The sequence below is a fragment of the Mycobacterium sp. NPDC004974 genome (assembly GCF_053600815.1).
Genome location: NZ_JBSGAQ010000008.1, coordinates 240,992 through 253,167 on the forward strand (window position 1 = coordinate 240,992; position 12,176 = coordinate 253,167).

Annotated in this window: 11 protein-coding genes; 7 read left to right on the plus strand and 4 right to left on the minus strand. The window is 66.6% G+C overall.

The window, feature by feature from the left end:
- Window positions 1–179 precede the first annotated feature (179 nt).
- Entirely contained in the window at window positions 180–2,555 is a 2,376-nt protein-coding gene (locus ACWEFV_RS19835) for a flippase-like domain-containing protein (RefSeq protein ID WP_450071390.1), read from the plus strand.
- Between the two features lie 375 nt (window positions 2,556–2,930).
- Here the strand turns inward: ACWEFV_RS19835 and ACWEFV_RS19840 are convergent, their stop codons facing one another.
- Window positions 2,931–3,080, minus strand: a complete 150-nt coding sequence (locus ACWEFV_RS19840) for a hypothetical protein (RefSeq protein WP_450071391.1) — start codon at window positions 3,078–3,080, stop codon at window positions 2,931–2,933.
- Between the two features lie 27 nt (window positions 3,081–3,107).
- Window positions 3,108–3,356, minus strand: a complete 249-nt coding sequence (locus ACWEFV_RS19845) for a hypothetical protein (RefSeq protein WP_450071392.1) — start codon at window positions 3,354–3,356, stop codon at window positions 3,108–3,110.
- A 167-nt stretch (window positions 3,357–3,523) separates the two neighbouring features.
- Here ACWEFV_RS19845 and ACWEFV_RS19850 point away from each other — a divergent pair, with 167 nt between their 5' ends.
- A complete protein-coding gene (locus tag ACWEFV_RS19850) occupies window positions 3,524–5,473 on the plus strand; it encodes an SNF2-related protein (RefSeq protein ID WP_450071393.1) in 1,950 nt (649 codons plus the stop codon).
- On the opposite strand, the gene ACWEFV_RS19855 is transcribed toward ACWEFV_RS19850, so the two are convergent.
- Window positions 5,457–6,578 carry a DUF7159 family protein gene (locus tag ACWEFV_RS19855; protein WP_450071394.1) on the minus strand — a complete coding sequence of 374 codons (1,122 nt, stop codon included), beginning with the start codon at window positions 6,576–6,578 and terminating at the stop codon, window positions 5,457–5,459. The two genes, ACWEFV_RS19850 and ACWEFV_RS19855, sit on opposite strands and share 17 nt — an antisense overlap.
- 145 nt (window positions 6,579–6,723) lie before the next feature.
- Here ACWEFV_RS19855 and ACWEFV_RS19860 point away from each other — a divergent pair, with 145 nt between their 5' ends.
- The 3 genes from ACWEFV_RS19860 (at window position 6,724) to ACWEFV_RS19870 (ending at window position 8,735) form a co-directional block, all read left to right on the plus strand.
- Entirely contained in the window at window positions 6,724–7,170 is a 447-nt protein-coding gene (locus ACWEFV_RS19860) for a hypothetical protein (protein WP_135452732.1), read from the plus strand.
- A gap of 126 nt (window positions 7,171–7,296) precedes the next feature.
- Entirely contained in the window at window positions 7,297–8,451 is a 1,155-nt protein-coding gene (locus ACWEFV_RS19865) for an inorganic phosphate transporter (RefSeq protein WP_135452731.1), read from the plus strand.
- Entirely contained in the window at window positions 8,448–8,735 is a 288-nt protein-coding gene (locus ACWEFV_RS19870; RefSeq protein ID WP_450071395.1) for a hypothetical protein, read from the plus strand. Before ACWEFV_RS19865 ends, ACWEFV_RS19870 begins: the two co-directional genes overlap by 4 nt.
- A gap of 6 nt (window positions 8,736–8,741) precedes the next feature.
- Here ACWEFV_RS19870 and ACWEFV_RS19875 read toward each other — a convergent pair whose 3' ends face one another.
- Window positions 8,742–9,611: a cutinase family protein gene (locus ACWEFV_RS19875; RefSeq protein ID WP_450071396.1), complete on the minus strand. Its 870-nt coding sequence runs from the start codon at window positions 9,609–9,611 to the stop codon at window positions 8,742–8,744.
- Between the two features lie 453 nt (window positions 9,612–10,064).
- On the opposite strand from ACWEFV_RS19875, the gene ACWEFV_RS19880 reads away from it, so the two are divergent.
- Together ACWEFV_RS19880 and ACWEFV_RS19885 are read left to right on the plus strand one after the other, a co-directional pair.
- On the plus strand, window positions 10,065–11,315 hold the full coding sequence (locus ACWEFV_RS19880) for a PE-PPE domain-containing protein (RefSeq protein WP_450071397.1): 1,251 nt from the start codon (window positions 10,065–10,067) through the stop codon (window positions 11,313–11,315).
- 41 nt (window positions 11,316–11,356) lie between these two features.
- The gene (locus ACWEFV_RS19885; protein WP_135452728.1) at window positions 11,357–12,070 is read left to right on the plus strand and encodes a TetR/AcrR family transcriptional regulator; all 714 of its coding nucleotides are present in this window, start codon (window positions 11,357–11,359) and stop codon (window positions 12,068–12,070) included.
- Window positions 12,071–12,176 lie beyond the last annotated feature (106 nt).

Consider the following 12,176-nt stretch of genomic DNA (forward strand, 5'->3'; position numbering starts at 1 on the left):
TGCGTCGCCCTGGATCACAACGCGCGAGCAAAAATTGTCGCCCTCGGTGACAAATGAGACCGATGTGAATTCGTAACGGTCCAGATCCCCACCAAATGCCGATATCCGCATCCGATCCCGCTACTTTGGTCGCGGGCTTTGATAGCGGGTCTCGATAACCGGCTGGGAAAGGGGGAACATTGCGCGTTGACGGACGGGACATCACTGTCACCGGCAGCCTCCTGCAACCGCCGACCCGTCGCACCAACGACATCCTGCGGCTGACGCTGGCCGCGATCTTCCTGGCCACCGTCATCACCAGCTCGCTGATCACCCGCTACGAGTGGGTGGCGCTGGAGAAGTCGATCTCCGAGATCGTCGGCGTGCTGACGCCCACCCAGTCCAACCTGGTCTACCTGGCGTACGGCATCGCGATCCTGGCACTGCCGTTCGTGATCCTGGTCAGCCTGGTCCTGGGACGCCAGTGGAAACTGCTCGGCGCCTATGCCGCCGCGGCCCTGATCACCATGCTGTCGCTGTCGATCACCGCCAACGGCATCGCCGCGCCCAGATGGCATTTCGATCTCTCGGACCGGCTCAGCTCCCAGCTCTCGCAGTTCCTCGATGACCCGCGCTGGATCGGCATGCTCGCCGCTGTCCTCACCGTCTCCGGGCCGTGGCTGTCACGCCGGCTGCGCCGCTGGTGGTGGACGCTGCTGCTGGCATTTGTCCCGATCCATCTGGTGGTCAGCGCCGTCGTGCCGGCCCGCTCCCTGCTGGGCCTGACCGCGGGCTGGTTCGTCGGCGCCCTGGTGGTGTGGCTCGTCGGCACCCCCGCCCTGGAAGTCCCGCTCGACGGCGCGGTGCGCGCGCTGGCCCGGCGCGGGTTCGTCGTCTCGGCGTTCACCGTGGTGCGCCCGGCCGGCGCCGGCCCGTTGACTTTGACCGCGCAGTCGCCGGATCCCGACTCCAGCGCCATCGTCGAGCTTTACGGCCCCAACCAACAGAGCGGCGGCGCGGTACGGCAGGTGTGGCGCAAGCTGCGGCTGCGCTCCAATGAGACCGCGCCCCTGCAGACCTCGATGCGCCGCGCCGTCGAGCACCGGGCCTTGATGGCCATCGCCATCGGCGACCTGGGCCTGGCGAGCACGTCGACCATGTCGGTGGCGGCGCTGGACCGCGGGTGGACGCTCTACGCACACAACCGCAAACGCGGCATCCCGCTGGACCACAGCACCGAAGAAACCACCGTCGGTCGCGTCTGGAACGCGCTGCGCACCCTGCACGACCACCAGATATCCCACGGCGACCTGTGCAGCAACGAGATCACCGTCGACGACGGCGCCGTGCTGTTCGGCGGGTTCGGCAGCGCCGAATACGGTGCCACCGACGTCCAATTGCAGTCCGACATCGCGCAACTGCTCGTCACCACCACGGCGTTGTACGACGCGAAGGCGGCGGTCACCGCGGCGATCGATGCGTTCGGCCGCGACACCGTGCTCACCGCATCACGCCGGCTGACCAAGGCCGCGGTGCCGTCCCGGGTGCGCGACGCCGTCCCCGACGCCAAAGCAGTGATGGCCGCCGCACGCGACGAGGTGAAACGCCAGACCGGCGCCGACCAGATCCAGGCCGAGACCATCACCCGGTTCACCCGCACTCAGGTGATCCAGCTGGTGCTGCTGGTGGCGTTGGTCTACGTGGCCTACCCGTTCATCAGCACGGTGCCGACGTTCTTCTCCGAACTGCGCACCGTGGACTGGTCGTGGGCCCTGCTCGGGCTGACCGTCTCGGCCCTGACCTATGTCGGCGCGGCGGCCGCGCTGTGGGCATGTGCCGACGGGCTGGTGAGTTTCCGCAACCTCTCGATCATGCAGGTGGCCAACACCTTTGCCGCCACCACCACGCCCGCAGGCGTCGGCGGCCTGGCACTGAGCACCCGGTTCCTGCAGAAGGGCGGGCTGAGCACGACGCGTGCCACCGCGGCGGTGGCCCTGCAGCAGTCGGTACAGGTGATCGTGCACGTGATCCTGCTGATCTTCTTCAGCACCATGGCCGGGGCCTCGGCCGACCTGTCGCATTTCGTCCCGAGCTCCACCGTCCTGTACCTCATCGCCGGGCTCGCACTCGGGCTGATCGGGGCGTTCCTGGCCGTGCCCAAACTGCGGCGCTGGCTGTCGTCCTCGTTGCGCCCCAAACTCAAAGAGGTCACCGACGACCTGGTCAAACTGGCCCGCGAACCACAACGGTTGGCGCTCATCGTGTTGGGCGCCGCGGGCACGACTCTCGGCGCGGCCCTGGCACTGTGGGCCAGCGTCGAGGCGTTCGGCGGAACCACCTCATTCATCACCGTCACGGTCGTCACCATGGTCGGCGGCACCCTGGCCTCGGCAGCCCCCACCCCCGGCGGTGTGGGCGCGGTCGAGGCGGCCCTGATCGGTGGTCTCGCGGCATTCGGCGTGCCTGCCGGGATCGCAGTGCCGGCGGTGCTGCTCTACCGGGTGCTGACCTGCTGGTTGCCGGTGTTCATCGGCTGGCCGGTGATGCGCTGGCTCACGAAGAACGACATGATCTGAGGCTTTCGCGTGTTGCCCGGCGGGATCGGCGTGTCGCGGGCGGGACGGGAGTGCCGAGTTGCCCGGCTATCAGCGACTTTTCAGCGACAATCGCCACATCCACACCGTGAGCACCATGTGCCGCGCGCCCGAAGTGAACTTGTGCCACTCGAATGCATACCAGTTTCATTCGTCACAGATTTCGAGGTGCCCGGTTATCAGCGACAGTGTCGCTGATACGCGGGCACTGGACCAGTGAGACTGATGAGGTCAGCGGTGCCGGATTGGCGAAAACGGTCAGCGACAATGGGTTTGACGAGCTAGGAGTTAGCCGTGTGGCAATTGTCGCTGAAAAGTCGCTGACAGGCGGGCACATCGATCAATCGTCCGAATCGGCTAAATCGGCATGCGGTAGCCGAAATACTCGTGGTCCTCGTTGTACCCACCACGGCCCCAACCGACTTCACGGAAATCAGACACGAATTCGACCGCCTCGATCCACTTCACCTGTTTGAAGCCGAGCTCCAACTTGTTGTCGACGGCCATGCCCCGACCTCCTAGAAACAGTGCGCATCACAGAATCCACGGGAAGGCCCCGTACATCGGGAACGCGTCGACGAACGGCGGAGAGTCGTTGATCTGCGCATTGCCGGGCGAGATGCACTCACTGCCGACGTTGGTGGTGGTACACGACTGCGGCGCCGGCGCAATGTGCTGACTGCCGGTCGGCACTCCCGCCACAGTGGCTCCCGCGAGGGGCGCGAGGATGATCGACGTCGCGGCGCCGGCAGCGGCCAGCGCGGCGGCAGAGATTATTCGCATGATCCGCACCTTCCATACGTTCCATACGTTTATGTACGGTCACCTCAAGCTATCGCTGCGACCTGGGCATTCCCCGTGGCGAAACTGAGCGGAGGCGAGATTCCGCCGAAGAATTCCGGACATTCCGTGCACCCGGCCACCGAGGTGAGGTGCCATGATGATGAGTCATGGACGGCGCCGATCTCACCGAGTTGATCCGCCATGCCGACTCCGCGCTCGCCGGTGTCGGCAAACTCCGCGCCGAGATCGCCGACCGTATCCGCGCCCGCACCGACGAGGTGGTTACGCAGACCCTGCAGTCGGCGCCGCTGCAGCACCTGCGCCCGTATCTGGCGCCCGGCGCGCGTCTCGGCGGGCTGGCCAACTCCGAGTACCGCAGGGTCGCCGACATCCACACGGTGCCCGCCCGGCTGTTGACCCAGGTGCCCGGCGTCGACATCGAGGCCGCGCAATCGGTGCAGGCCGCAGCCCAGGCCATGGCCCACCACATCCGCACCACCACCCGGCCCCGGCTGCGCGCCGGGGAGGACACCGAGCTGTTGTCCTCGCTGCTGACGCTGACCGAGACCGACGTGCCGGTCAAGCAGTTGCGCCGGCTGATGCCGCGGCTGCGCAGCCACACCGCGTCGGATCCGCTGCTCGAGTCGGCGCGCGGACTGCTGGACCGCATCGACGATGCCCATCACCACGACGGCGACGTGTGGGCACACTACCGCGCCGACCCTCGCCCCATCGACCAGCTTCTCAGTGAATTCGCCTCCGGGACAACCGATGTGGATGCAGCCCAGGGATTCGTCGGAGCCGAGGTGGCCGTACAGGTCGAGCAGACCCCGTTGAACCGATCACTGCTGCGCACCGAATTGCGCGGATACCAGGAATTCGGCGCCCGCTACGCGCTGGCCCGCGAGCGGGTGCTGCTGTGCGACGAGCTCGGCCTGGGCAAGACCCTGCAGGCCCTGGCGGTCGTGGCACACCTGGCCGCCGCCGCGCAGCTACGCCACACCCTGGTGGTGTGCCAGCCCAACACCGGAATCCATTGGGCCGCAGAGGCCGCCAAGCACACCGCGCTGCGGGCAATCGAGATCCGCGGCAGCGAACGCGATGCGCGCCTTGAGGATTGGAAGACCTCCGGCGGTGTGGCCATCGTGTCTTACGACACCCTGCAACGCATCAAACTGCCCGAACGCCCCGGGCTGGTCATCATCGACGAGGCACACCTGCTGCGGGACCCGAAGTCCGACCGGTCCCGGGCCGTCCGCAACGTGCTGACCTCCGACAACCGCGTGCTGTTCCTGTCCGGCGTGCCGATGCACCAGCGGATCGGCGGTTTTCGCCATCTCGCCGACTTTCTGCAACCCGACGTCGCGGGCAAGGTCGCGCCCAACGCCGGCGAACGCGGATCGATCGCCTTCCGCCGCGCCGTGGACCGGGTGTACCTGCGACGGGACTACCGCGATGTTGTCGACGAACTGCCGGTGCGGATCGCCACCGAGGAGTGGGTGCGACTCGGCCGAGCCGACCGTGAGCGCTACCGACAGTCCGTCTCCAGCGGAAACTTCAGCGCGATTCGGCAAGGCGCCTGGCCGTCGGGCTCACCGACACCGGGAGCCAAGCTGGACCGGCTCATCGAACTCACCAACGAGGCCCACATCAACGGCGCCCGGGTGGTGGTGTTCTCGCATTTTCCCGCGGTACTCGAGGTGATCCGGAAAGCCCTGCCGGGCAACATCTTCGGACCGGTGGACGCGTCGGTACCCGATCAGCAGGCCGTCGTCGACGCGTTCGCAACCGACCGCGGCCCGGCCACCCTGTTGGCCCACATCGGGGCCGGCGCGCTGGACCTGCGCCGGCTGAATGCTCCGGTGGTGTTCATCATCGCCGAACCCCAGTGGCAGCCCCGCACCGAGCGGCAGGTGATCGGACGCACCCAGCGGCTCAGCGAACTGCACACCGTGCGGGTGTACCGGCTGCTGGCCAGGGGCACCGTCGATGAGCCGATCCGTCGCCTGGCGCAGCATCCCGAGCAGGCCCCACCACATCAGGACGAGGTCGTGCGAGCCGAGCAGGCCCGGCTGGCCCGAGCGGGGCTGACCGCCAAGTTCAGTGGAACCGGTTGATGATCGGAATGCGCTCGATGATCCGGTCCCGCAGCCGCGGCTGCGGGTAGGTCACCGGCGGGGGAACATACGGCGGCGGTGCATAGACCGGCGCGGGTGCGGGCGGAACGTAGGCGGGCGCGGGCGCCGGGGCCGGAGCTGCCGGGGCCGGCGGGATCTGGGCGGGTGGCTGGTGTGCCGGCGGATTGGCGGCCTCGACCGCCTGAGCCGGCGGCGGAGCCGCGGGGGCCGGTTTGACGGCGGGCTTGTCGACCGGCTTGTGCACCGGTTTCGGTGCCGGCCCGGCAGCGGGCGCCGAATCCTGGATTCCAGCGGCGTGCGCGGTTTCCGATACCGCGCCCGGATGCAGGTGCAGCCCGATGGCGGCCGAGGTCGCGACGACGAGCGTCACCAGGGCCCCGCCGACGACCGACGACAAGGCGCCGACCTTGGTCCAGTGCACCGCCTTGGCCGGTGTGGCCGCGGTGTTCACCGCGAGCGCCGCCGCCAGTCCTGCGCCCCGCGCAAACGCCAGATCGGATTCGGCCGCGGTGATCACCGCAGTCGAGACGGAATCGGCCAGCTCCGACACGATCGGGCCGTAGGCGTCGGAGCCCAGGATGAACATCGCGCTGATCGGCCGGCCGGTCAGCGCCAACAGTCCGGTGATGTCGGCGACGAACGTGTCGGACCGCTCGATGCGGTCGGCACTGACGTCGTCGGGGGTCACGATCGCCACCACCGCGGCGTCGGGTTCGACGATGCACACCGCGATGTCGTCGTGCTCGGTGATCTCGGCGATGCCACTGGCCAGCATCCCGGCCGCCTCGATCTCCGAGACCGCGAAGACATTTCCGTAGCCGCGGTTATCCAGAGATTGCATGATGTGACCGGCCAGTGGCGCGGCATCATTCGTCCACGTCACGCCGATGGCATGGATTCGGTGTCCGCCGTCGAGTTCGGTGTCGTCCACCAAGCCCCGCAGCAGGCCGTCGGGGTCATAACCGGCGACATCCTCGAACGAGATCGCGCCGCGATCGAGCGGACGCCCCTCGCCCGTCGTCCCTTCGACGAGCACCCACCGAACGGCTCTCGAAGTCATCGCGAGGCCGAGCACGAGATCCATACCGATCCCCCGATCTGCCTAGTCAGTCGTTGATCAGGTTACCGGTGTGACGCCGGTTACACGTGGGTGCGGCGATCTGCGCGCAAACTCCTCCGTCTGATATCGGCCCGCACCCATGCGGCCGCACACCATAAGCTCGCTGCATATGAGGTACCTCGCCGCCGCGTTGGCCACCATGTCCGTGCTCGCCGGGTGCGCAGTCGCGGGCAGGCCGACCGCGGCCCCGGTGGACGATGAATGGCGCCAAGCGGTAATGGACGCGGTCGCGGGACTGGGCACGCAACTGGGCCCGATCGGCGACGCGATGACGGCTCCCGTCACCGACTACCCGGCACTGCACCGCGCCTGCACCGATATGCGCGCCTACGTCGACTCAACACAGCCGAAAGTACTGCCCGGGCCCGACGTCCTGGTCAACGCCGCCCTCGGGGACGGCTTCGACGGCTTCCGCAGCATGGCCGACCAATGCGTGGCCTTGACCCCGGCAAACAGTGCCACCCGGTTGACGAAGTTGGGCACCACCATCGATGAGGCCCATCTCCGCATGAACGAGGGGCTCAAGCTGCTGGGCATCGAAATCCCGAAACGCTGACGGCCCACCCGACCGGCTACCACACGCGAGCCATTTTCGGAGCCACACCTCGGGGCCCCGAACGTGACACAGACCTCAGCCAGTTAATTAGGCTTCCGTAGCGATTGTGTTCAAGAATTGTTTACCGTGTCGTTACAGTTCCTCCTGCTGTGCATTGTCGTTTTCACCGCTTTGATGTTCGACTTCACCAACGGGTTTCACGACACCGGCAATGCGATGGCGACGTCGATCGCCAGCGGAGCACTGAAACCACGTACGGCAGTAGCGCTGTCAGCGCTGCTGAACCTCGTCGGCGCGTTTCTGTCCACCGCTGTGGCCGCAACGATCGCCAAGGGTCTCGTCGACGCGAATCTCGTGACCTTGGAGCTGGTGTTCGCCGGGCTCGTCGGCAGCATCCTGTGGAACTTGCTCACCTGGCTGATGGGTATTCCGTCGAGCTCGTCGCATGCCCTCATCGGCGGCATCGTCGGCGCGATGATCGCCGCCGTCGGAGGCCATGGCGTGATCTGGCACGGCGTGGTCTCGACCGTCATCGTGCCCGCGGTGTTGTCGCCACTGATCGCCGGTGTGGTGGCCTGCATCGCCAGTTGGCTGGTCTACCGGCTGATCCGGGGCCTTCCGAAGGACCGCACGATCGCCGCCTTCCGTTACGGACAGATCGGCTCGGCATCCCTGATCTCACTGGCGCATGGCACGAACGACGCGCAGAAGACAATGGGCATCATCTTTCTCGCCCTGATCTCCTACGGCGCCGTCGACGACTCCGCGACGATGCCGCCGTTCTGGGTGATCGCCGCCTGCGCCATCGCCATCGCCCTCGGCACGCTCTCAGGTGGTTGGCGGGTCATCCGCACCCTCGGCAAGGGACTGGTCGACACCGAGGCTCCCCAGGGCATGGCCGCCGAAGTGTCCTCGGCGGCAACCATCCTGCTGTCCAGTCACTTCGGCTATTCGCTGTCCACCACGCACGTCGCGACCGGGTCCATCCTCGGCAGCGGATTGGGCCGTCGCACCGAGGTGCGCTGGGGCGTCGCCCGCAACATGGCCACCGCGTGGCTGATCACCCTGCCGGCCGCGGGCCTGATCGGCGCACTGACCTATGTCCTCGTGCACGGGATCGGCGGCTTCGCCGGGCCGCTGGTCGGGTTCGTCGCCCTGATCGCCTCGACGGTGCCCATCTGGCTCAGGTCGCGCAAGCCCCCGATCGACCACAAGAACGTGAACGACGCGTGGCAGGGCAGCCTGACCGCGGTTGAGGACCGGAGCGGGAACATCGCATGAGTGACTGGATCAATCTCGTGGCCGTCGGCAAGATCCTGCTGTTCGGCCTGGCAGTGGGCGCATCCGTGCCGACCCTGTTCGCGATCGGTGTGCGCCTGCACATCGCGGGTGATGTCGCCGATGACGCCTCAGACGTCGGCCGCCGCCGTCTGCTGACGGGCCTCAGCTGGGTGATGTTCGCGTTGGTGCTGGTCGTGGTGGTCGCCGGCGTGCTGTTCATCGCCAACAATTTCATCGGCCATCACACCGGCGTCTACCTGTTCGGCGGTGACGCGCACCGCTAGGCCGGCTCAGGCCAGCGGCGCGACGGGCGCCGGTGCGGCCGGTGCCGGCGAGGGCGCTGTCGGCGACGTCGCCGGTGGGCTTTGAGCAGGGGCTGGCCCGGGAAGTGACTGCGGCGCCGGGCCCATGTGCTGGGCGGCCTGTGCGGGCTGGGCCGGCTGGACACGCGCAGGCTGCGACGGGCCGGTGCCGGCCAATATCGCCGGCGCAGCGGGCTGGGTCGACTGCTGCGCCCAGTCGTCCTGAAGCTTGCTCGCCGCGAACGCGGCGCCCTGGTTCACCAGGCCGGCTTCCGCGTACTGCGTGTGAATGCCGAAGCTTCTGCCCTGCGGGTCGCACACCAGATCGTTGTCGACGCAGAGGTCGATGGACTTGGCCGCGTAGTTCGGCCCTACGACGACCGACGGGTTGTTGAGCACCTTCATGAATCGCGGCGACGGCTTGCCGAACAACGCGACGGCCGCCACGTGGTCCGCCACATCGGACGGCATCGGTGCGGGCACATCTGCCGGTGAAACCCCGTCCGGCACAACGCTTGCCGTCACGAACCCGATGACCGCCGCACCCTGGGAGAACCCGCCGAGCACCATCTTGGTGTCCGGGCAGTTGGCGGCGGTGGTCATGATGCGCGCCCGAGCATCAGCGATTCCTTGTACGGCAGTTGGGAAATCGGTGGTCGCCGGGTAATCGACGGGATAGACCCCCACCGATTTCGGAGCGACGTTGGCGCGCAGAGAATTGATGAACGCCTCCCCGGTGTCTCCTACGCCCGGCGCTTCCATCGTGCCGCGGGCGAAAACCACCTCGGCATCCGGACACGGTGTCGCATTGGCGGACGGAATCGCCACGTTGTTCATCACGGAAGCCGCCGCCGCCATGACGGCAACTAATCCGGCACTTCCGAATTTCCCCACCAATTCACTGTGACACAGCGCAGCATGGAGCGCGCCCCGAGAAGGCGGAGGCATAAAGGTCCCTCAAGAACCAACGAGAACTCTTAAGAAAGGAATTCATGAATGAAAGGTCGGGGGATATCGTCATGCCGTCCGCGCCGGCAGCGTTTTTCGCATCGGTGGGCTTCGATGTTGTTGGCCGGTGGCGTCGTGGTCGCGGTATCGGCAGGAATCACGGTCAGCACACCAACAGCCACTTACAGTGCTGAGATTCGGCTGGTGGGCACGACGATCGGCGTGGGGCCCTCTTTCGACGCATTCGGATTGACCGTCCCGATGTTGTTCTACGGAAGCACCATCCCGGAAGGCGACTCGTACCGCACCCTCCCCTACCCCGCACAGATCAACCTCAACTACCCGATCATCTCGGATCTGCCGGTGCTGTCGGGTCTTCCGTACTGGCCGCAGTCCCTGAAACGATCCGAGGGGGTCGGCGCCGGCTACCTGCTGCAGGACATCGCCAACACGGCGGCCGGTGAGAAGATCACGATCATCGGCGTATCGCAGGGCAACCAGGTCGCCGAACTGGCGCGGGCAGCAATGGCCAAAAGCCTGAATTACGTTGCCAATGCCGAGAATTACGAGTTCGTCTTCATCGGAAACCCCTATCAACCAAACGGCGGCATTCTCACCAGATTGGCATCGTGGAGCACCCTTCCGGTACTGGGCGACATCTTCCCGCTCGGCCGTCCCGGGCCTTCCGACAGCCCCTTCAAGACCACGTACTACCAGAATCAATACGACGGCATCGCCGACTTCCCCGCCTATTTCAACGTGCTGTCGCTCGTAAATTCCTTTGCCGGCCAGGCGTTCGGGCATGCATTCCCCGGCTACGCCCTGGAGTATCCCGACGCCCCGAACGCGGTGAAGACACAGGTCGGCAACACCACCTACGTGATGCTGCCCCAGTATCTTCCGTTGCTGGCACCGCTTCGCATACCCGCATCCCTGATCGGCGCGGAACGATTCGTCGACGCCCTGGACCCCGTGCTGCGGGTCTTCGTCGAGATGGGATACGACCGCACCGCAGATCCCAGTCACGCCCAGGAATTCAGCTGGGTCACGCCTCAGGAGAAGGTGCAGGAAGCACTGAACGAACTGCCGCGCGCGTTCAAGCAGTCGATCGCCATCCTCGCCGGCGAAAAGTACACCCCCACGCTGCCCCAGCCGGTCGTCTCCGACACCGAACCCGAGACACCGGTGACCGAGCATCCGATTGTGCCGGTGGGCACCTCGCCGTTCGAGCAGGACGTACGCCGCGCGGTGGAGGACATGGCGGCAACGTTGTCAAACGCCACCCGGCCGTTTGCCAAAGTGCTTCAAGCCATCGGCGAGGCGACGAGGACACAGAAGACCATTGAGCCCACCGAGCCGACCGACGCCGTCAACGCGTCGACGTCACTGCGCGCCCCGAAGACGCACACGCAAGTGGGCTCGCCCCGCAGCGATTCGGTGCAGCGGTTGAGGGCGGCCCTGCAGCCGAAGGGCTCCGACCGGGATTCCGTTCGCTCGATTGTTCGCTCGTCGGTTGGCTCGGCTGTCGGCGCGGCCAAGGCCAAGAAGGCCGCGAAGTCTGCACCCGCTGAACGCCATCGCCCTTCGGATCGCAAGCGCAACCGCGCGGGCTAACCGTCCGACCTCGGGATACCGACCGCACTACACTCCGGGCCATGGATAGACCGCCGGCGGCGCCCGGCGCAGGCACAACGCCGGGCCAGGCTGCAAAGCCCCGCGGGCAGCGCACGATCCGCGGACTCGACGCCGAGCAGCGTCGTGCGTATCGCCGTGAGCAGTTGTTGACAGCGGCCTTTGACCTGATTGCGCGCGACGGGTATGCCAACACCTCGATCGAGCAGATCTGCCAGACGGCGTATGTCGGCAACAAGGCGTTCTATGAAGTCTTCGACAGCAAAGAAGACTGCTACCTGGCCCTGCTCGCCCAGATAGCAGCACGGATCGAGAAGCAAGCGGTCGAGGCGCTCGCCGATGCGCCGGACGATCCCGACGAAACCGTCCACCGACTGTTGTCGGCCTTCGCCCACGCTCTCGTCGACGACCCCCGGGTGGCTGTGGTCGCCTTCGGGGAATGTGCCGGCATCTCGCCGCGCGTCGAGCGGCTGCGCCGCGAGAATCGCCGCTGGACTGCGGCGTTTCTCGAAAATCTGTGGCGGCAGCGCGAGTTTCCCTGCCTGCCCGATACCGGCGCGGTCGACTATCACGCCTTGGCGGTGTCGACCGTGGGCGGGCTGTTCGAAAGCGTGGCCGACTGGCTGCACCAGCGGGAGACCGACAGCGCTTCACCGCCGACCATCGACACGCTGATCGGCAATCTCGCGAGCTTTGTGGCGGTGGTTCGCGCCGGGATCGCGGCGTCCACCCGCTGAATCTGCAAACCCCGGTTTGCAACAAGAGCCCTTGTTTCAAAAAGCGACTCTTGTCATTCATCTCTACCCACTGGTAGCTTTCCGGCAGCATGCGAAGTGGCGCCCG

Coding starts and splice junctions, on each gene's coding strand:
- ACWEFV_RS19840 (WP_450071391.1), bottom strand. CDS start 3,080: ATGGCCGTCGACAACAAGTTGGAGCTCGGCTTCAAACAGGTGAAGTGG.
- ACWEFV_RS19845 (WP_450071392.1), bottom strand. CDS start 3,356: ATGCGAATAATCTCTGCCGCCGCGCTGGCCGCTGCCGGCGCCGCGACG.
- ACWEFV_RS19850 (WP_450071393.1), top strand. CDS start 3,524: ATGGACGGCGCCGATCTCACCGAGTTGATCCGCCATGCCGACTCCGCG.
- ACWEFV_RS19855 (WP_450071394.1), bottom strand. CDS start 6,578: ATGGATCTCGTGCTCGGCCTCGCGATGACTTCGAGAGCCGTTCGGTGG.
- ACWEFV_RS19860 (WP_135452732.1), top strand. CDS start 6,724: ATGAGGTACCTCGCCGCCGCGTTGGCCACCATGTCCGTGCTCGCCGGG.
- ACWEFV_RS19870 (WP_450071395.1), top strand. CDS start 8,448: ATGAGTGACTGGATCAATCTCGTGGCCGTCGGCAAGATCCTGCTGTTC.
- ACWEFV_RS19875 (WP_450071396.1), bottom strand. CDS start 9,611: ATGGCGGCGGCGGCTTCCGTGATGAACAACGTGGCGATTCCGTCCGCC.
- ACWEFV_RS19885 (WP_135452728.1), top strand. CDS start 11,357: ATGGATAGACCGCCGGCGGCGCCCGGCGCAGGCACAACGCCGGGCCAG.